The organism is Nocardia sp. NPDC006982 (genome assembly GCF_042869435.1).
Taxonomy (GTDB): Bacteria; Actinomycetota; Actinomycetes; order Mycobacteriales; family Mycobacteriaceae; genus Nocardia.
The window spans coordinates 293,479-313,791 of the sequence record NZ_JBIAFV010000003.1; the positions used below are offsets into that span (position 1 = coordinate 293,479).

At 65.1% G+C, this 20,313-nt stretch carries 17 protein-coding genes and 1 pseudogene; 11 read left to right on the forward strand and 7 right to left on the reverse strand.

What is annotated here, in order from left to right:
- The first annotated feature begins 142 nt into the window (after nucleotides 1-142).
- From ACFYOW_RS14725 to ACFYOW_RS14750, 6 genes are all read left to right on the forward strand, one after another.
- Nucleotides 143-1,018 carry a universal stress protein gene (locus ACFYOW_RS14725; RefSeq protein WP_387288039.1) on the forward strand — a complete coding sequence of 292 codons (876 nt, stop codon included), beginning with the start codon at nucleotides 143-145 and terminating at the stop codon, nucleotides 1,016-1,018.
- 113 nt (nucleotides 1,019-1,131) lie between these two features.
- Complete coding sequence (locus ACFYOW_RS14730; protein WP_387288041.1) at nucleotides 1,132-1,701, forward strand: hemerythrin domain-containing protein; 570 nt, start codon at nucleotides 1,132-1,134, stop codon at nucleotides 1,699-1,701.
- A 561-nt stretch (nucleotides 1,702-2,262) separates the two neighbouring features.
- Complete coding sequence (locus ACFYOW_RS14735) at nucleotides 2,263-2,541, forward strand: hypothetical protein (protein WP_387288042.1); 279 nt, start codon at nucleotides 2,263-2,265, stop codon at nucleotides 2,539-2,541.
- 500 nt (nucleotides 2,542-3,041) lie between these two features.
- Complete coding sequence (locus ACFYOW_RS14740; RefSeq protein WP_387288044.1) at nucleotides 3,042-3,347, forward strand: hypothetical protein; 306 nt, start codon at nucleotides 3,042-3,044, stop codon at nucleotides 3,345-3,347.
- A 611-nt stretch (nucleotides 3,348-3,958) separates the two neighbouring features.
- Nucleotides 3,959-5,689, forward strand: a complete 1,731-nt coding sequence (locus tag ACFYOW_RS14745) for an enoyl-CoA hydratase-related protein (RefSeq protein WP_387288046.1) — start codon at nucleotides 3,959-3,961, stop codon at nucleotides 5,687-5,689.
- A 369-nt stretch (nucleotides 5,690-6,058) separates the two neighbouring features.
- A complete protein-coding gene (locus ACFYOW_RS14750) occupies nucleotides 6,059-6,982 on the forward strand; it encodes an esterase/lipase family protein (RefSeq protein WP_387288047.1) in 924 nt (307 codons plus the stop codon).
- A gap of 221 nt (nucleotides 6,983-7,203) precedes the next feature.
- Here the strand turns inward: ACFYOW_RS14750 and ACFYOW_RS14755 are convergent, their stop codons facing one another.
- The 6 genes and pseudogenes from ACFYOW_RS14755 to ACFYOW_RS14780 form a co-directional block, all read right to left on the reverse strand.
- A complete protein-coding gene (locus ACFYOW_RS14755) occupies nucleotides 7,204-8,037 on the reverse strand; it encodes an RNA polymerase sigma factor SigF (RefSeq protein WP_387288048.1) in 834 nt (277 codons plus the stop codon).
- A gap of 445 nt (nucleotides 8,038-8,482) precedes the next feature.
- A complete protein-coding gene (locus ACFYOW_RS14760; protein WP_387288050.1) occupies nucleotides 8,483-9,304 on the reverse strand; it encodes a YceI family protein in 822 nt (273 codons plus the stop codon).
- On the reverse strand, nucleotides 9,304-10,290 hold the full coding sequence (locus ACFYOW_RS14765; protein WP_387288816.1) for a collagen binding domain-containing protein: 987 nt from the start codon (nucleotides 10,288-10,290) through the stop codon (nucleotides 9,304-9,306). The genes ACFYOW_RS14760 and ACFYOW_RS14765 overlap by 1 nt, the downstream gene beginning before the upstream one ends.
- 48 nt (nucleotides 10,291-10,338) lie before the next feature.
- A pseudogene (locus tag ACFYOW_RS14770) lies at nucleotides 10,339-11,850 on the reverse strand (MDR family MFS transporter); the annotation flags it as partial.
- Between the two features lie 37 nt (nucleotides 11,851-11,887).
- Nucleotides 11,888-12,385 carry a MarR family winged helix-turn-helix transcriptional regulator gene (locus ACFYOW_RS14775; RefSeq protein WP_387288051.1) on the reverse strand — a complete coding sequence of 166 codons (498 nt, stop codon included), beginning with the start codon at nucleotides 12,383-12,385 and terminating at the stop codon, nucleotides 11,888-11,890.
- An 861-nt stretch (nucleotides 12,386-13,246) separates the two neighbouring features.
- Complete coding sequence (locus ACFYOW_RS14780) at nucleotides 13,247-14,587, reverse strand: MFS transporter (protein WP_387288052.1); 1,341 nt, start codon at nucleotides 14,585-14,587, stop codon at nucleotides 13,247-13,249.
- A gap of 595 nt (nucleotides 14,588-15,182) precedes the next feature.
- Here ACFYOW_RS14780 and ACFYOW_RS14785 point away from each other — a divergent pair.
- Nucleotides 15,183-16,028 carry a 3-hydroxybutyryl-CoA dehydrogenase gene (locus ACFYOW_RS14785; protein WP_387288054.1) on the forward strand — a complete coding sequence of 282 codons (846 nt, stop codon included), beginning with the start codon at nucleotides 15,183-15,185 and terminating at the stop codon, nucleotides 16,026-16,028.
- Between the two features lie 423 nt (nucleotides 16,029-16,451).
- The gene (locus ACFYOW_RS14790) at nucleotides 16,452-16,613 is read left to right on the forward strand and encodes a hypothetical protein (protein ID WP_387288056.1); all 162 of its coding nucleotides are present in this window, start codon (nucleotides 16,452-16,454) and stop codon (nucleotides 16,611-16,613) included.
- A gap of 79 nt (nucleotides 16,614-16,692) precedes the next feature.
- On the opposite strand, the gene ACFYOW_RS14795 is transcribed toward ACFYOW_RS14790, so the two are convergent.
- Nucleotides 16,693-16,953 carry a metal-sensitive transcriptional regulator gene (locus ACFYOW_RS14795; protein ID WP_387288058.1) on the reverse strand — a complete coding sequence of 87 codons (261 nt, stop codon included), beginning with the start codon at nucleotides 16,951-16,953 and terminating at the stop codon, nucleotides 16,693-16,695.
- Between the two features lie 204 nt (nucleotides 16,954-17,157).
- Between ACFYOW_RS14795 and ACFYOW_RS14800 the strand changes: the two genes are divergently transcribed.
- From ACFYOW_RS14800 to ACFYOW_RS14810, 3 genes are all read left to right on the forward strand, one after another.
- Nucleotides 17,158-19,278 carry an MMPL family transporter gene (locus ACFYOW_RS14800; protein ID WP_387288060.1) on the forward strand — a complete coding sequence of 707 codons (2,121 nt, stop codon included), beginning with the start codon at nucleotides 17,158-17,160 and terminating at the stop codon, nucleotides 19,276-19,278.
- Between the two features lie 17 nt (nucleotides 19,279-19,295).
- Nucleotides 19,296-19,682: a carboxymuconolactone decarboxylase family protein gene (locus tag ACFYOW_RS14805; RefSeq protein WP_387288062.1), complete on the forward strand. Its 387-nt coding sequence runs from the start codon at nucleotides 19,296-19,298 to the stop codon at nucleotides 19,680-19,682.
- 192 nt (nucleotides 19,683-19,874) lie between these two features.
- Nucleotides 19,875-20,087 carry a DUF2892 domain-containing protein gene (locus tag ACFYOW_RS14810; RefSeq protein ID WP_387288064.1) on the forward strand — a complete coding sequence of 71 codons (213 nt, stop codon included), beginning with the start codon at nucleotides 19,875-19,877 and terminating at the stop codon, nucleotides 20,085-20,087.
- The last annotated feature ends 226 nt before the right edge of the window (nucleotides 20,088-20,313 follow it).

Below are 20,313 nucleotides of genomic sequence, written 5' to 3' on the forward strand. Positions count from 1 at the left end.
GATCGGAATTGATGGCCAGCGCGTAGGCGCAGCCGATGGCGCGCCACTGTGCACGGCCTGTTCTTGCGGACCGGCGTCGCGCCGCCGGAACCGGGTATCCCGCATGCGGCCAAGTAGTGATCTCTGAAGCGAAAGGCAACCCATGGTAGGCAATCCACCGATTCTCACGGCAGTGGACGGCTCGGCCAGCTCCTATCATGCTGTCGCTTGGGCAGCGGTAGAAGCCGCGCTGCATCGAAGCCCGTTGCACATCCTGACCTCGATGGCGATCCCGACCAGCTTCGGTCCGGGCATCTCGATCGGGGAAGCGGACCTGGAGTCACTGCGCCGCGACGGCGAGCGGATCCTGACCGAAGCGATCCGTGTGGCCCGCACGGCCGCCACCGGCACGGAGCCGGACACCACCGGCGAGGTGACGTTCGACTCGATCATTCCCACGCTGATCGATCGAAGCGAACACACCGGAATGCTCGTCGTCGGTAGCCGCGGCCTGGGCGCATTCCGGAGCGGGCTGCTCGGCTCGGTCAGCACAGCCACCACCCACCACGCCCGTTGCCCGGTGGCGGTGATCCACAGCACGCCCGCAATCGACGCGGTGTCGGCGACCAAACCGATCCTGGTCGGCGTGGACGGCACCGACAACAGCGTTCCCGCCGTCGAACTGGCCTTCGAGGAGGCTTCACTGCGCGGCGTCGGCGTTGTCGCTCTACATGCTTGGAGCGACGTCACCGGCCTTGACCTCCCGATTGGTGACTGGGAGGACTTACATCGGCAGGAACAGGTCGTACTCGCCGAAAGTCTGGCAGGCTACACCGCCAAATACCCCGACGTCCCGGTACGTCGGATCGTCGTCGTCGATCGGCCCGGCCGCTGTCTCGTCGAAGAATCCGCCAACGCCCAACTCGTGGTCGCCGGCAGCCATGGCCGCGGGGGCTTCGCCACCATGATCCTCGGCTCCACCAGCAGCGCCCTGCTGCACTCAGCGGAAATCCCGATAATCATCGTGCGCTCCAAATAGGCGAACGCGACACAGCCGTGCCCAGCTTGCGATGTGTTTGCTGTCCCCTCCCAGGGGTAAGGCCGCAGCAGCGCAATTCGCGCTGTCCGTACTAGTTGTCCAAGGAGGCGATCGTGGAAGCAACGTCGATCAACACCACCGATGATGTCGTCACGTTCCTGATCGAGCAACACATGCGCATCCGCGAACTGTTCGCCGAGGTCGCGCAGGCCCCAACGGCGGAACAGCGGGAGCAGAAGTTCTACGAACTGCGCCGCCTGCTGGCGGTCCACGAAACCGCCGAGGAAGAAATCATCCATCCACGCTTCCGGCGAGAAGTCCATGACGGCGCCGACATCATCGAGGCGCGTCTCGAGGAAGAGAACAAGGCCAAGCGCCAGCTCGCCGATATCGAAGCGGTCGACATCGATTCTCCCGAGTTCGACGCCAAACTCGCGGCCCTGCGCGAGGGGGTGCTCGCACACGCCGACCACGAGGAGCACGAGGAGTTCAATCGGTTACGTTCCGAGCTGGAACCCGACGAGATGGCGCGCCTACGCAACGCGGTGAAATTCGCCGAAGCCATGGCGCCGACCCGTCCGCACCCCGGCGTCGAGTCCGCGAGCGCGAATCTGCTCGTCGGACCATTCGCGGCCATGATGGACCGCGCCAAAGACGCCATCAGCAAACCCCGCACAAAATAACCACCGTTCCCTCACTTGCGGTGCGGGCAGACAACTAGAGTTCGGCGCTCAGGTATCGAGGGAAGCGTCGGCGTCCGGCTGGGTCGCGAATCGGTAGACGGCCACGAGTCCGAGCTGGTAGCCGGGCGTGGTGTCCACGGTCAGCCTAGGCAGTTCAGGCGGTCGAAGTCTTCGGATGTGCTGCCCGACTCCAAACGCTGTCGCTTTCGGGAGTCCAGTAGCGAAACATCCGTGTCCGTCTCGAACCCGTCGTCGTCGATATCTCTCGGGTACCACCACCCACAGTCTCGCTGCGTCACGGCGGGCACGTCCGGGGCGCGGTCCGTCGCAGTGGGGACGCGCTGCTCCGGTGGTGACGCGCTGTGGACCCGCAGGCGGTTCAGCGCGTGGTTCAGCATCTGCCGTTGCCGAGGTGATGTGAAACCCGTTGTGCCAGGCGATTTTCCGGAACGGCTGGCGTTCCGCGAAGTCAGTTGGCCGACATCCGCGTGACGCTCTGGCTGCGGTCGAGGCGCTCGAGCTGAGTCCGGACCCCGAGCGCGCGGTCTACTGTGGGCGGGTATGGCGACCAAGGAGGTCACCGTAACGGTGACCATGGACGACACCGAGTGGGCCCAGCTGTGTGATGCGGCCGAGTGCGCGGGCATGAGCGTCCCCGACTACCTGGCCCACAGCGCACGATTGGTCGCGCTTCACCCCCGCATGGCGCGCCCGCTGCGAGTACCTCGTGATCTCCCGCAGCGCGGCGCATCGCAAGACGACGACAGCGAAACGGCGGCCTGGACCGAGAGCTTCTCTCAGCGTCTGCACCATCGGACCGACGTATTCCGCAACGACTAGACCGACACGAGCCGGACGCAGTCTGTCCGGGGCTGCCAATTCGCGGTGCCGTATGCGATGGGGCTTGAATGAGTATCCGGACCGCACCAGCGCACGGGTCTAGTGCACGCGATGTGCCTGTAGGACCGCATCGCGGTCACATCCGCGACACACGCTGTTGTATACACCGACCTCGAACAAACCGACGCCGGGATTGATGCCGCCTCCCGGGGTGGAGAGCGTGCAAGCTAGGCGAGCAGGTATGCAGCGGTCACCGCGCCTCGGCTGCCGTCGTTACCTGGATCATCCTGTGCGGAGGCGATATTGCTGACGCCGCCCAAGCAACCGACATCTATTGCGCTCTGTGCTGTCTCTGTGGCGTTGACATTGGTTATGCCAACGCCACGCGGTCGGTATCGACGACATCGAGGCCCCAGGCCCACCAGTTGGTCAGTCCAGCACCGGCCCTTGATCATGAGGAGGACAATGGTTCGGTGGTCACACAGTCGATAGTGGGCCCCGTGGAGCAGCTGGACTGCCTCGTGGACCTCACCTGGCCCGCCGGCCGGGGCGTGTGGTGGAGCGTGTATCACATCGGCAGCGGCGCGCAGGTCGCCTCCGCACTCGATGAGCTGGCCCGCCGCATCGACATCGACCATTGGACCCGTGTCCTGTCCTTACTGGAGCGGCCCCTGATCGGCTGCGACCTCACGGTATGCCGCGCGGATGCCACCGTAATCGATCAAGCCTCGACCGCTGTCGTTGTCGACACGCTGCCCGCCGTGCTGCACAGCCACGCTGCGATCATCCGCGCTCACATGCGCTGAGAATCAATATCCCGCAACATGATCACGTCCGTGCTGCGCTCTAGCGACGCACAATAGAAGTACTCGTGCACACATCTGCACCAATATTGTCGCGAATCCGCGACCGATTCCCCGCTCGCGCATTACTCCGGAACTGTTCAAGCCCGAAAACCACGACATCCTCGGCCCCGCCCTGACCGGCTCCGTGGTCGCAGGCGTGCTCTCCTAAATCTCGGTCAAATTCCTCATCTCCTACTTCGAGACCAAAACCCTGACCCCGTTCGCGATCTACTGCCTGGCGGTTGGCATCGGCAGCGCAGCATTCTTCACTCTGCGAGGCTGATCCGGTCGACGACTCCCCCCAGGCTCCGCCACCGCCGCGGAATTATGGGCAAGACATTCAGTCACGGACTACGGAGCCAAACGCTGCCCACAACTTCGTGTACATGAAACTGCAAGGGGCGTGAGCCAGCTGATTTTCTGACTACGAGATGCACCATTCCGCCGTGTACCGAGTCGATCGTCCGGTCGACACGTAGACTTCGCGCACTAACCGAACTATCCGGCCCGCGCCACAGCGCGGCAGGCTACCAGCAACACAATTGGTGCGCTTTCTTATCACAGGAGCTGGGATGGGACTGCGGATTCTTCTACTGTGCAGCACGGACAACGGGCTGTGCCGTCGCGCGCGGCTCGTCCTGCAACACAGCGGGAACACAGTGCGCACCGCGACGGTCGCTGACAGCGACGACATCGGAAAAGTCGTCGCGAGAACCGACTTCGACCTCATCATCTGCCCGTACCTGACCGCACGCATACCCGACTGGGTAACTCGCCGCTGGTGGCCGAAAGTGGTCGTCATCCATCCGGGACCGGTCGGCGACCGAGGCCCCAGCAGCCTGGACTGGGCCATCACTGACCAGGAACCCATGTGGGGCGTGATCGCGGTGACAGCCACCGATGTCATGGACGCTGGGCCACTCTGGGCCACACGAACTGTCGCGCTCCCACAAGGCCAGAGAAAGTCCGACATCTATCGCTCGATCATCTCGGATGCCGCTGTTCAATGCATCGTGGAGGTCGCCGACAAAGCCGCCGACCCCACGTACCGGCCCACCGACCAAGCTGACGCGCATCGCCCGATCGCGCACGCACGAACCCGGCCGAGGATGCGTCAGTCCGACCGCGCGTTCGATTGGCGAGACGATTCCGAGCTGATTCGGCGACGCATCCTCGCCGCCGACGGATCTCCCGGAGTGCGTTCACACATCGCCGACCGCTCGGTATATCTCTACGACGCACATCCAGGACACAGGGACGTCCTCGCATCGGCGGGAACGGTGGTCGGACGACGACATCACGCCCTGGAAATCGCATGCGGCGACGGCAAGAGTATCTGGATAGGGCACCTGCGAGTCGACCTCGGCGACCGCTGGTCGTGTAAAGCACCCGCTGTCTCGGTCCTGGACCGAGCCGGGGTCCCGGCCCGCTCATTTTCGCCCATTGCGGGACAGGCTCCGGCGTCAGCCACATCAGAAGTATTCGAAGACATCGCCTACCGATCGATCGACGAACAGGTCGGTGAGCTCACCTTCCGCACTTACAACGGCGCAATGTCCACAGATCTGTGTCGACGGCTGGCACGTGCGATCCGCGCCGTGTCGCTGCGCGACAGCCGCGTACTGGTGGTGCGCGGTGAGACCGGGAAGACGTTCAGCAACGGACTGCACCTCGGCGCCATCGAGTGCGCCGATGACCCCGCCGATGCGGCTTGGCAAAACATCGTCGCCCTCAATGAAGTGTGCAAGGAACTTCTGCTGTGCCCCAAGCTGACCCTCGTCGCCATCACCGGATCCTGCGGTGCGGGCGGTGCAGTGATGACGCAAGCCGGCGACGTCGTGGTCGCGATCGGTCGTGCCGTCCTCGACGTGCATTACGCCACGATGGGATTGCGCGGTTCCGAACTGCAATCACTCACGTTGCCACGACGAGTGGGAGCGGCCACAGCACACCGCCTGCTCACCGAATGCGAGCCCGTCGACACGACACAGGCGCTAGATATCGGTCTGGTCGACCACGTTGGCCCCGATATCGAGTTCGACCTCTGGCTCAACGAGCTGGCCCACGAATACGCGCTGCCGGAACTGTGGGAGAAGACCATCCGCCGCAAGCACGCACACCTTGCCCGCGATCTCGGACACCGACCACTGGAGGTCTACGAGTGTCGGGAACTGGCGGAGATGGCGGCTAACCTGTTCGACGACTCGCTCGGCTTCGCCGCGAAGAGGCGGGCATTCATGCAGAAAGCCGCCCCGCGACCCTCGACAGGGCAAGGCGCGCTCGGCATGAGGAAGACCTCATGAACTCCCGTCGCCATTGACCGGCGCTGCCGCGGTTCAGGGTTGAGCAGGTCACTCGGCGGCACGGACGCCGATCGCCACAGGCCGACCGTCGAGTGGCACATCGGCCACGCACCGCTGGTGATATCCGCGCAGCAGACACGATTCCGACGTTTGTCTCACGGATCGCTTCATTCCTACTGCCATCGTTGACCACCGCCCAGCGGTCCAACCATTGCGGTGCAGCGATGCTCGTGTTTGCACCGTGGTCCGCGGTAGGCGGCGACGGTGGGACGGGTGCCGTTGGCGACGGTAACGGGCTCCCCAAACCAGCATCCGGGATTTTATAGGACTAGACTTAGAGAAAAGTTCGTTCGTTCCTGGGAGCTCGATATGGGAACACGCGGATACCTTGGCCCCATCCTGGCCGCCACCTTGATCGCCTTGGGACCGAACGCAGTTGCGCCCGGCACAGCCGCAGCCGCCGGTCCGCAACCGGAGGCGACCTTCGCCGAGATGATCGCCCGCGAAGCCTGGTTCGTGACGTCCGGGCAGGACCCCGCGCAATCGCCGCCTGGGGTGAACGTGCCGTGCACACCGTCGGCGACCCATCCGCGGCCGGTGGTGCTCGTGCACGGCTTCCCCGCCAATCAGTACAACGGGTTCGCGCACATCGGGCCGAAACTGGCGAATGCCGGGTACTGCGTGTACTCCCTGAATTACGGCGGGACCAACGCCTTCGACGGCGGCATCGCCGGGGTGTCGGTGTCGGTGCCGCAGGTATCCGCCTTCATCGACAGGGTGCGTGCCGCGACCGGCGCCGCCGAGGTCGACCTCGTCGGGCATTCCGGTGGCGCGTTCGTCTCGCTCTACCTCGCCAAGACCGACCCCGCGGCGGCTGAGGAGATCGGCGCGGTCGTCGCCTTGGCACCACCCACGAACGGAATCACCGGAGGACTGGTCGCCGACGCGACGCGGCTCGGGCTACGCGGGCTGGTCGCGGGGATATGCGGGATCTGCGAGGACGTCTCACCCGGCTCGGCCGCGATGGCCCGGCTACACGACGGCCCGATCGCCCGGACCGGCATTCGCTACACCACCATCGTGTCGGCGCACGACTCAATGGTGTCCCCGCCCTCCACCGCAGCCATAGGCGAGCCCAGCGTCACCGACATCGTCGTCCAGGACCAGTGCCCGGACGACCTGGTCGGGCACAGCGGCATGGCGTACGACCCCAGCGTGGACTCGATAATCCTGAACGCGCTCGATCCGGGGCAGCCGGTGCCGGTGGAGTGTGGGAGCGGGCCGCAGTTCTGAGATACCGATGTTCGTCATCCAATTCGAGGGTTCGAGACCCTGGTCTGGAAGCCCACGATCGCGGCCGGTGGCATTCGGCAAGGATCGAGTGCACGCGCGATGACAGATGCCTGCTGCGCTCCGACCACGCGGCGCTGACCAAAATGGCAACAGCGAGTGGATCATTCGGGTTGACAGCACTCTCGATCGGACGACCGAGCGCTCGTCTGCGGCAGAGCATGTCAGGCGACTTCGCGGCGGCTGTCCGTTCCGAGCGCTTGCTCCCGCAGCGTCTGCAGAGTCTTGGTGAGAATGCGGGAAACCTGCATCTGGGACACGCCGAGGCGCACGGCGATCTGGCTTTGAGTCTTGGATTCGAAGAAACGCATGATCAGCACCCGACGCTGGGCGTCGGGAAGCGCAGCGATCAACGGACGCACCGACATCGCGTCTTCCAACAATCGGTAGCACGGCTCAACGGCGCCCAGAGTGTCGATGACCGAGAGGCGAGTGCCTTCGTCGTTATCGCCCACACCGATGTCGAGCGAGTTGGTCTGGTAGGCATTGGCCGCGACCAGCGCCTGAGTGACCTCCCCGAGTTCGAGATCGAGCTCAGCGGCGATCTCCCGCGCGGTCGGCATTCGGCTGAGCCGCTGCGCCAGCGACTCCACGGTCGGCCGAATCAGCGCCTGTAGTTCTTTGGCCCGGCGCGGGACACGCAGCGCCCAGGTGTGGTCGCGGAAGTGGCGACGCACCTCGCCCATGACGGTCGGCACCGCGAACGACAGGAACGAACAGCCTCGCGTGACGTCGAAGCGATCCACCGCCTGCACCAGTCCTAGCCGAGCGATCTGCTGCAAATCGTCGAATTCCGTACCGCGGCCCGCGAACTTGCGAGCGATGTGGTCGGCCAAGGGCAGACACCGACGCACGATCTCCTCACGCACGACCTGCCGATGAGCGTCCCCAGGCTCCAACGCAGCCAGCTTCTCGAACCATGGCTCGATGTCGTCGTAGCTGTCTCCGGCACTGGCCGCCGGTCGGGCTCCTTCGCTTGGAAATGTCGTTCTACTCATCCGAGTCTCCCTCCACTTCATATGAAGTTAGATGCCAGTCGGGTACCCCGGTTGTCGTAATCGAAACGTGACCAAAGGGCGCCAACCGCCGCAACACGCAGTAGCCGAACATCACGATGAGCTGTTCGCGTCGCACCGTCCATACGAGCCGACCCCGTGCGACCATGGCTTCGTGGTTGACGGTGGGGCACACCATGATTCCGCGTGCGACGATGACGTCGACGAGGTCGTGCCAGCGATCTTGATCGACACGATCGAGAACGGTTTTGTCCCGGTACTGCGGTAGTCCTCGTCGAAATCCATTGCGGCGAAAGAGAGTGTGCACTCGCGCGGCGTGTAGTCGCCCATCAGCGCCTTCATCCTGAAGCGCATATTCCAGTCGGCCTCGTCGCGCGGTCCGCGCGTATCGCAATGCCGAACTATAAATTCGGAGGCAGGTGGTTACCTACATTGCGGGTAGCTGGTCCCCTTGTACGACTTCGATGTCGAGGTCGAGTTTGACGGTGGTGCCGACGGCGGCCACTCCCGCGCGCACGACCGCGTTGTAATCGATCGCGAAATCGTTGCGGTGCAATAGTGTTTCGGCGTGGAACGCGGCACGCACACCACCCCACGGATCCGCTCCGAACCCACCGTAGGTCACGTCGAGATCGACCGGGCGACGCTGCCCATGCAGGGTCAGCTCCCCCGGCATCACCCAGGTGTCAGGACCGGTGCGACGCAACCCGCTGCCGGTGAAAGTGATCAGCGGATAGGTGTCGACGTCCAAGAAATCCGGGGAACGCAGGTGATTGTCACGCATCGAGGTACCGGTATCGATGCTCGCCGCCTTGATCTCCGCGTGCCCGGTGGACCGCTCGAACGGCTCAGCGATATCGAGTCGCCCACTGACCTCCGCGAATCGGGCTTTGATGCTTGCGATACCCAGATGACGCACGGTTGCGATCACCGTCGAATGCACCGGATCGATCGTCCAGGGTCCCGGCGGCGGCGACGCCATCGCCCCCACCACCGGCACCAACATCACCTCGCCGAGCACACCTGTCCCCACCGGGGAGATCTGCACGGTCCGCGCCACCGGTTCGAACCCGACAGCGGTGAGCACCGCGGTATGAACTCCCGCGGGCAACAGCTCGGTGCTCACCGCCCCGGTCTCGTCGGCGACGGCACGGGTGATCTGGCGCCCCCGCATATCCGTCACCGTCAACACCGCATCCGGTACCGGCCATCCCTGTGCGGTGCACACACGACCGGACAGCCCACTCATCAGCGATCCTCGGGCTCGTAGCCGAGCCGCACATCGTAGGCGACCTCACCACCGGACACAGTGACCTGCCCGGTCACCGGCGGATAGCCACGCGCAACGACCGTGTACTGCCCTTCGAGCAGATCGGTCACGACATAGCGGCCGTTCTCGTCGGTGCGTGCCGTCGCGGTCACCTCCCCCGCCGCGTCGAGCACACTGACCAGCACATCGGGCACCGCCCGGCCGCCGTCGGTCGACGCGGATCCGGCAAGTACCGCCATCGCGGCCAGCTCGATGTCATGGCGCAACACACCGCTGTCCGGCACCGTCAATGTGGTGGCGCTGGGACGCATATGCTCGGCGACCGCGACCAAGGTATAGACACCGGACACCACACCGTGACACACGTAGCTGCCGTCGCCGCCTGTGACAGCCGCTCCGACCACCTCACCACGCACATCGGTCAACGTGACGGTCGCACCCGACAACGGCACACCGTGGCCGGCGGAACGGACCACACCTGACAACTCACCCGAACCCACCAAGGTCACATCCAGGCGCTGGGGTCGCTGACCGACCGACACATTGACCGCGGCCGGCTGGTGCCCCATCGCCGACACGATCAACACATAGCCACCGGTCTCCGGCGCGGTGATCGCATACCCGCCATCAGCGGCACTGCTCGCACGCGCGACCTGACGGCCACCGTGATCGATCAACGTCAACACCGCACCCGACACCGGACGACCGTCCTCACGATGGACACGACCACCCAACGCCCCACCGGCCAAGTCCGACTCGGACGAGCCGCCGGTCGACAGACCGGTCTGTGACGACGCAAGGACCCGGTACACACGACCGTTCTGTTCTACCGGCGCATGCCCGGTGACCGACGCGGCCGGCACCGGTTCGGACTCGGGCAACTCCCGCTCGGCACCTTCCCAGGGTTGGGTTTCGTCCCAGCTCGACTCCGCGAATGCCTCGAGTTCGGCATCCAGTGCCGCCATGTCGTCCGCGGTGGTTGGATCGTCTTGCGACGCAGACTTTTTCGTGGTCGGGTCGAGGGTCGGATCGATATCGATCGTGCGGCGCAGGGGACGGTTCGGCAGCAGGATGGTCGCGATGAGGGCGACGGCCGTCGCAGCCGCGGCGATCAGGAAGATCCGGCCGGTCGCATCACCGTAGGAAGCGCGCACGATCGTGGCTATCGGTGCCGGCAAGGCATCGAGATTCAGATTGCTGCCGCCGGAGGACCCAGTATTCACCCCGAGCCTGGCGAAACCCTGCGCCGAGAGCTCGCTCACTCGGGTTGCCAGTACCGAACCCAGGACCGAGACGCCGATCGCGCCGCCGAAGGTGCGGAAGAAGGCGACGCTGCTCGATGCCGCGCCGATATTGTGCACGCTCACGGTGTTCTGCACGGCCAGCACCAGGTTCTGCATCATCATGCCGACCCCGAGCCCGACCACGGCGATGTAGACCCCGACCAGCCACAGGTTGGTCGCGTGGTCGATCGTGGACAGCAACCCGAACCCGACCACCAGCAGCGCACCGCCGCTGACCACGAAGCCCTTCCACTTACCGAACCGGGTGATCAGCTGGCCGGAGCCGACCGACGCGGTCAGCATGCCCGCTACCAGCGGGATGGTCAGCACACCCGCGACGGTCGGGGAGTAGCCGCGCGCGGTCTGGAAGTACTGACCGAGAAAAGTGGTCGCGCCGAACATACCGACACCGACCGCGATCGAGGCGATGATCGCCAGACCCGTGGTGCGTTCGGTGACGATGGGCAGCGGGATGATCGGCGACTTGGCGCGGGACTCGACCCACACCGTCGCGATCAGCAGCAGCACACCCGCACCGACATAGAGCGCCGACTCCGCGGAGATCCAGGGATAGTAGTTCGCCTTCCCGGCGAAGGACACCCAGATCAGCAGCACCGAAACACCGGCGGTCAACAGCCCCGCACCGAGCCAGTCGATCGACACCCCCGCCTTACGCTCGGTGGGCAGCCGCAGCGTCCGCTGCAACAGCACCAGCGCGATCACCGCGATGGGCACGCACACGAAAAAACACCACCGCCAGCCCAGCGGACTGTCGACGATGACGCCACCGAGGATCGGCCCACCCGACATCGACACCGCCATCACCGCACCCATATAGCCCGAGTACCGGCCGCGTTCGCGCGGCGCGACGATGGAACCGATGATCGCCACGACCAGCGCGGTCAACCCGCCCATGCCGATGCCCTGGATCACGCGCGCGACCAACAGCAGCGCCACATTGTGGGCGAGTCCGGCGATGATCGAGCCGGCGACGAAGATGACGATCGCCGATTGGACCAGCAGCTTCTTATTGAACAGATCGGCGAACTTACCCCAGATCGGGGTGGACGCGGCATTGGCCAGCAGCGCCGTGGTGATGACCCAGGCGTACGCGGTCTGCGATCCCTGCAGATCACCGATGATCGTCGGCAGCGCCGTCGAGACGATCGTGGTACTGAGCAGCGCCGTGAACAACGCGGCCAGCAACCCGGTCAGGGCTTCCAGGATTTGACGATGGGTCATCGCGTCCGGATCGCGGCGCGTCTGCGCATCGACTGAATTAGACATCCACTTCCTGACTCTCCGTCGAAACCGGCTCGCGCTCGCCCATCACGGTGTGGTGCGCAACCGCGGCCAGTGAATTCCTGAGCTTCTGAACAACCATGGCGGCCTGCTCGGCCTCGGCCTCGCTCCAATCGGCCAGAGCAGCCTGCAATCCCCGCGCCCGCGACACTCGGATGCGCCGCAGCAGATCGCGTCCCTGGTCGGTGATCTGGATGAGGGTGGCCCGGCCGTCGCTGGGATCGGCATGGCGGGCAATGTCGCCGGAGCTCACCAGCTCGGCGACATGCCTGCTCAGCGTCGATGGGGTGATGCACAAGTCCACGGCCAAATCCACCTGTCGGCACGCCCCCTTGGCTTCGAGGGAGCCCAGCACTCCGACTCCCCCTGGCAGCAGGTGCCCTTCTTCGGGGTGCGAGAGGGCGGCGCGGATCGCCCGGCCCATGAAATAGAGCTCCTTTATCAGGCTCTGAGCCGTATCGGGTGACACTGCCATGCCCACTCCCAGCACGAGATTAATTGCTTGTGCTACGCAACTATACATAGTTTACTTGCGCTAAGCAATTAGCTGGGCGACTCGTCGCGTCGGCAACGGCAACACGCCCGGACTGACCGCACGAAGGAAGACACCGCAACCGCTCTCTCATCCCACGAGAAGCCCTCACGATCATCGACTCCCCCGGCGAATACCATCCAGCGGCCATATGCCTTGTGGGCGACGACATTTGACGCCTGGCGTCAGGGGATCGCGACCGCGGCCTGCACTCGGTGCCGCGGTTGCTGCAGTCGACAAGGCAGCGGAAATACCCGCTCGTGGCGGCGATAGCCATGGAAACGCTGGTCTTGGATTGTCGGAAGCCAGGTGGTGCGCGGCGCTCCGCGGTGTTGTGTTGCTGGGTGCCGCGACAGCACTGTCTCAGTCGACGGGGACCTCCGCAACACTGTTCACAAACCTGGCAGTTCACCATGAGCACTGCCAGGCAACGGCTCGTGGCAGGCTAGGCCTGCGAAGTTTCGACGCCGCATTCCGCCAGGGTGCAGCGCTGGATCTCGACGCTGCGACCGGATACGCCTTAGGAGAACGGCACGCGGCTAGTGCGCTCAAACCACGCCCCTGCGGAGCTGACCGCACGGGAGCGGGAGGTGGCCGACCTTGGCGCCGACGGCCTGACACAGATTCTAGTTTTCTGGATGGGTCTCAATATTGCACGCCACGCACCTGGGCCGGGCGATACCGCCGGAGCTGCTCGCGTCGGCGGTCGACATGATCGTGGGCGGCATCGCGCAGTCATGATGTGGCGCTGCGGTTCACGTCGTGGGCGCGACGCTAGGCGGTGCAGGATGACCGCGAAGCAGCTTACTCGCGGGCAACGAGCGACAGCCGACCACCGGAGATCTGCACCCGCAGGCCGGCGGATCGGGCGAGAACGAGACCGACGAGTGCCGCCGCCGCTGCGGAGACCGCCCCACAGGCGAAAAATCCGAACCGGGGGCCGAACCGTTCGGTGACCCAGCCCACGATCGGGCCGCCGATCGGGGTGCCTCCGGTGAACACCATCATGTACAGCGACATCACCCGGCCCCGCATGGCCGGGTCCGTCTCGAGCTGCACCATCGAGTTGCCCGAAGTGTTGAAGGTGAGCCCGAGTAGACCGACCACCGTGAGCATGGCCGTGAAAAGCCAGTAGTCCGGGGCGAAGGCGGTGACCGCCTCCAGCACTCCGAAACCGATCGCGGTGGCGACCAACATCCGCAACCGCACCCGCCCGCGGCGGCTCGCCAGGAGCGCACCGACGAGCGATCCCGCGGCCAGCGCGGTGTTGAGCAGGCCGTATTTTCCGGCGTCGACATCGAATACGTGGTAGGCGTAACCCGACAGTACGGTGGGAAAGTTGTAGCCGAAGGTTCCGATGAAGCCCACCAACACGATCGGCCAGAGCAATTGCGGATGCGCGCGCACGTAGCGAAGGCCTTCGCGCAGCTGGCCTTTCCGTCTCGGCAAACGCGGCACCGGCGTCAACTCTGTTCGTCGCATCGCCAGTAGACCCCCGATAACGGCCGCGAAGGAGCAGGCGTTGATCACGAAGGCCCAGCCGGATCCGACCGCGGCGATCAGGGCTCCGGCAACCGCCGGCCCGATCAGCCGAGCGGCCTGGAAGTTGGCGGAATTCAGGCTGACGGCGTTGCGCAGCCGCTGGCGGCCGACGATTTCCGGGACGAACGACTGCCGCGTCGGGTTGTCGACCACGGTCACCATGCCCAGAAGCAGAGCCAGCAGGTACACGTGCCAGACCTCGACCGCGCCGGTCAGCGTCAGAACGGCGAGTATCGCCGCGAGCAGTCCCATGATGGCTTGAGTGATGACCAGCAGGCCCCGCTTGGGGAAGCGGTCGGCGATGACGCCGCCGTAGAGTCCGAACAGCAGCATCGGCAGAAACTGCATGGCAGTGGTGATGCCGACGGCGAACGAGCTGCCGGTGAGACCGAGTACCAGCCAGTCCTGGGCGATCCGCTGCATCCAGGTGCCGGTATTCGAAACCACTTGGCCGGCAAAGTAATAGCGGTAATTGGGGACGGTGAGGGAAGCGAACATTCCGCCCATGCGATCTGGCTGCTCCGATGCCGGGTCCGGCAGATCGGGGCGGACTGAATCGGTGAAGGTGGTGATCTCGTAGTCGCCGGTGCGGGTCGCGGTCAAGACTGCCTTCCTGTTGTCCAGCTCCTATTTCGGTGGAGAAGCAACGTTCGGTTGCTACGGATGGGCCTGGGGAGCGGATGTGACGCGGCACCCGTGTAAACGACAGTGCGCGGCGAGCCCAGCGACGAACTCTGTAGTAATCACACGGACCAGCAGGGTTCCGGTCTGCCGCGCCACACTGCTTAGCCTATCTAATTAATTATAGGCGCTGGCACCCAGCGAGCTCGGTGATCTTGTCGACTGATCGGAGATCCACTGAGCATGCCTGAAGGTCTCCGAGACAGGGCGGGTGCTACCGAGCCACAGGGTCAGCTCATGCTGGCGCCGTTGGAAGACAAAGGCGTACATGAAGTCCATCATGTTCGAACTCGACGCCAAAATCCGCCTCGAAGCTGTCGTTGTCACTGCCCGCGCACCCGCAGCACTCAGTCCGACCATCAACCACCTCCAGGCGAGTCGCCGACCGATAGCCCTCGCTCGCCCACGGGATCACTGTCAGCTGATCGGACCTCACAGTGCCTGCCCGCCCGACGGTGGGCGCGCGCGGTCTAGCAGGATGTCTGCGAGCAAACCGAATACTGAGGAGAGATCGAAAATGGAACGCATCGGCGTGATCGGCGGCGGCACCATGGGTGCCGGTATCGCCGAGGTAGCCGCCCGCGCAGGCGGGTCGGTCCTGGTCCTCGAACGCGACACCGAAGCGGCCGATGCCGCCGTCGGGCGAATCGAGAAGTCCCTGGCCCGCGCGGTGAAATCCGGCCGCCTCGAACAAGCCACCGCCGACGCGGCGCGCGCCAACATCACGCTCACCACAGCCATCGACGATTTCGCCGACCGCGAGCTCGTCATCGAGGCCGCGCCGGAGATCGAATCGCTCAAGGCCGACTTCTTCACCAAGCTCGATGCCATCGTCTCCCCCGAGACCATCCTTGCCACCAATACCTCCTCGATCCCGGTCATCCGGCTGGCCAACGCCACCGCCAACCCGGGCCGGGTGGTGGGTGTGCACTTCTTCAACCCGGTCCCGGTACTGCCGCTGGTCGAGATCGTCGTAACACTCAAAACCGAGCGCGCAATCGTCGACAAGGTGAGCGCCTACGCCCGCGACGTGCTGGGCAAGCGCACCATCGAATCCAAAGACCAGGCCGGCTTCATCGTCAACGCCCTGCTGATCCCCTACCTGTGCAACGCGATCCGCATGTTCGAGACCGGCTTCGCCAGCGCCGAGGACATCGACGAAGGCATGGTCAGCGGCTGCGCCCACCCCATGGGTCCGCTGCGCCTGACAGACACCGTCGGCCTGGATGTCACCCTCGCCGTTGCCGAGTCCCTCTACGCCGAGTTCGGCGAACCCCAGTACGCACCCCCCGTGCTGCTGCGCCGCATGGTCGACGCCGGATACCTGGGCCGCAAAACCGGCCGCGGCTTCTACACCTACTGATCGGTCATGGAATCGGCCGCCCGCGACGGGTACGGGCGGCCACCACCGAGACAATCTGCTGCTCGATGGCGAGAAGTCAACGGCTGTCATCGATTTCGATAGCTGCGAGATTCGGTGACCCGCCTGCGACATGATCCTCGTTCGGACAATGCTCTCCGGACAAAGCCGCGAAGCCTTCAGCCCTCCGACATCATGTTTGCCCTCAGCACCGCCACCGGTCCGGTCAGCGTATGTGCGGAAACCGCCCTCACGATCAACCGTGCACCGTGCCCGCCGTGCCGGGACGCGCCACCGCCGCCCCGTGAGATCCCGCGTCGAGTCCCATATCTGCACGATCGTTCTGACCTACCCCTCCAGCCGGATCGGCGGCCTCCAACTCCGCTTCGCTTGCACCACGCCAACAAATCCCAGGCACGTGAGCACTTGGTAGAGACAGCTGCGGCTCGGTTCTACCCCGAGGGCATCCACGCTGTCGGGGTGGACCGGCTGGTTACGGCAGAACCACTCATGCCCGCCGAGCTGGCCGATCTCGGGGCCGCATCCGTGACATGGCACGCCGATCACCGCGGCAGCACCGCCACGTGAACGACGCGGGTTGCTGCCCGGGCGGAACACGACGGGTGATCGACGAGATCGACTGTGCTCGCAAGCGGTTGCCGCCAGTTCAGGCCAGGGAGAGGAAGAGCTTTTCCATCTTCTTGGTGTCGACGCCGTCGGGGCCACCGGTGGTGAGGCACTGCTGAAGTCCAGTGGCGACAAGCGCGTAGCCGCTGCGGCTGAGGGCCTTGTTGACGGCCGCGAGCTGGGTGATGACGTCCTCGCATTCCGCGCCTTCTTCCAGCATGCGAATGACGCTGGCCAGGTGTCCGTGGGCTCGCTTCATGCGGAGGGTCACCGCCTTCACGGCCTCGGGTTCCAGCTGCATCGCGGTTCTCCTTCAGTAGTGCCGATCGGCTGCGCCTGGCGTGCGCACCGATCCAACCCGCCGCGGTCGGCGGCTTTCGTCACTCGCCAGTATACATCCCCCCGGGGGGATGCTATCGTCGGTCGAAACATCCCCCAGGGGGGATATGAAGGAAGGCGGTGAGACGTGGTACAGACGGTGCAGAAGACCCGTGGTGCAACGCCCGTGTCGGCAGGCCGCTTCGGTCCGCTGGGACGGCTCGGAACATGGGTGATCGACCATCGGAGGCTGGTCACGGCGGCATGGGTGCTGCTGGTGATCAGCTTGGGCGCCTTCGCGCCTATGGTGGAGAAGAGCCTGTCGGGCGCAGGTTGGCAGGCCGATGGCTCGCAATCGGTCGCCGTACGGCAGTTGGCGCAGGACCATTTCGGCGGCAACGCCAGTCACGCGATCCAGGTGGTGGTGCACAGCAGCGCCGGTCCGCTCGACAGCGGTGACGGCCCGGCGGTAATCGCCGAGGTCATGCGGGTGGTCCAAACCGATTCGCGGATCGCGCAGGTGATTGCTCCGACGCCCGGCACCAGCCTGTCGCCGGACCATCGCACGGCAGTGGTGCTCGCCGGCGCGGGCGCTGACACCAACGAAATGGTGCGCGCCGCAACTGATCTGAAGGGCCGGTTGCAGGCGTTGTCGACCGACACGGTGCAGGTGAATCCGACCGGATCGTCACTGTTGTGGTCGGACTTCAACGCGGCCAACCTCGACGCGATGATGAAATCCGAAATGTTCTCCTGGCCGGTCACTTTGGCGATCCTGGTGCTCGCGTTCGGGGCGCTGGTCGCCGCCGGTCTCCCCCTGCTGCTGACCCTCGCCGGGCTGATAGCCTCGGCCGGCTCACTCGTGCTGATCAACCACTTCGTGCCGGTATCCATCTGGGCGATGAACTTCGCGATGATGTTTTCACTCGCGCTCGGTATCGACTACGCGCTCTTCCTGGTGGTCCGGTTCCGTGCGGCGCTGATGGGCCGGCACGAATCGCCACGCGAAGCGGTCGCGGAAACGATGGAGACCGCCGGCAAGGCGATCCTGCTGTCCGGCGCCACCGTCCTGGTGTCGCTGTCGGCGGTGATGCTCGTACCCTCGCCGTCGTTCCGGTCGATGGCCGGCGGCATCATGCTCTCGGTCGTCTTCGTCCTCGCCGCGACCCTGACCCTGCTGCCGGTCGTGCTGTTCAAGCTGGCAGATCGGATCAACAAGCTATCGCTGCCCTGGGTGCATACCGGTGAGCACCGGTCGCCCGCCTTCGCCCGCTGGGGCGAACGGCTGTGGCGCCGACCGGTCGTGTGGGGCCTGGGATCGTTGATCGTGCTGGTGGCGCTGGCCGCGCCGGCCGTCGGGTTGAAGACGGCGATGCCGTCGATCAAGGTGCTGCCCGAGAACGCGAGCGCCCGAGTCGGGTACTCGCTGGTACAGCAGGCCTTCGGACCCGGTTCGCCGGGCATGCTGCAGGTGGTGACCAGCTCACAGGATGCCGAGGCCGCGAACCGAATTCTGGCGGCCGACCAAGGTATCGGTGCCGTGATGCCGATTGTGCCCTCTGCCGACGGCAGCGACCACCGCATGATCGAGGCGGTCCCGACGGTCGACCCGTCCGACCCGACGCTCACCGCCACCGTGGCTCGCCTGCGGGCCGAGCTACCGACATCCGCACAGGTCGGCGGGGCGGCGGTGGAGAACATCGACCTGAAGCAGCAACTGGATCGCTACACCCCGATCGTGATCGGCGTCGTGCTCGTCCTAGGCTTCGCGCTGCTGCTGTTCGCATTGCAGGCACCGCTGATCTCGCTGCTCGGTACCTTGACCAGCCTGCTCTCAACTGCCGCCGCCTTCGGCGTCGCCCGGCTGGTGTTCCAGGACGGGATCGGTTCCGGCATGCTCGGCTTCGAGCACCAGGGCTTCCTGGACGCCTGGGCGCCGGTGTTCTTCTTCGCGATGATCTTCGCGATCGCCATGGACTACACCGTGTTCCTGCTCGCCTCGGCCAAAGAGCACTGGGAACGCTCAGGCGATCCCCGAGAGGCCATGGTCGGCGCTGTCGCACACTCGGGGCGGGTCATCTTCGCCGCCGGAGGCGTCATGGTCGCGGTGTTCTTCACCTTCGCACTGTCCGGCCCGCTGCCGCCCAAGGAGATGGGCGTGATCCTCGGCGTCGCTGTCCTGCTCGACGCCTTCCTGGTCCGGCTGGTCCTGCTGCCGGTGATGCTGCGACTGGCCGGGCGCACCGCTTGGGCCACGCCGACCTGGCTGCGCCGAATCCTGCCCACCATCCACTTCTCGCACGGCTGAATTCGAAAGGAATCCGAATGACAACGACCGAACACGCCAGCAGCCACGGCAAACAGGTGCTCCGCGAACTGACTCCACTGCACCGCGACCTGCGCAAGGCCATCCCCGACGTGTACCAAGGCTTCGGCGAACTGAGCAAGGCCGCGTTCGCCCCCGGCGCGCTCGACCGCAAAACCAAGGAACTCATCGCCTTCGCGATCGGCGTCGTCGAAGGCTGCGACGGGTGCATCGCCTCGCACGGCCAAGCCGCGGCACGCGCCGGGGCGACCCCACAGGAGGCCGCCGAAGCCATCGGCGTCACCTTCCTGATGCACGGCGGACCCGCGACCATTCACGGCGCCCGCGCCTACGAGGCCTTCTCCGAATTCGCCGCGGCCATCGACGCCGGCGAGTACCCCGCCTGATTCAAGGGAAGAGAATCCAACCGTGTGCCAACCGATCCGCTGCAAAACCTGCGCCAAAACCACCTGGTCCGGCTGTGGACAACACATCGCCCAGGTCAAGGCCACTGTCCCCGCCGATCAATGGTGTCCAGGCCATCCGGATGCCGAACGAAGCAGCTGGCTGCACCGAATCCTCGGAAAGTAGGTGAACCCATGCCCCACATGAACATCGACCGCGCTGTGCTCACCCTCGCAGGCACCATCACCCTGCTCGGCCTGACACTCGCGGTGCTGATCTCGCCCTGGTTCCTCCTGCTGACCGCGTTCGCGGGAGCCAACCAACTCCAGGCGAGCGTCACCGGATTCTGCCCTGCCGCAGCACTTCTGCGGAAACTCGGGCTCCCAGCCGGCCGCGCGTTCAGCTAGCCGAGCACGCTACAGCAGACGGGACAGCGGCGAAAACCTCCGGATGAAGGGCAGCCACCGAAAGGTACGTTTATCCGGAGTTCGTCGTAGTGATCTGGCGCCGGGCGCACAGATAAATTGGCGGCAGCCCCGGGGTCCTGGGCGGTGGGTGCACTCATATCTCTCCGAATCCGCCAATGGAGGACGTGATAAGTGGCTCAACGCCCTCGATAAGAAGTCGGCGCTG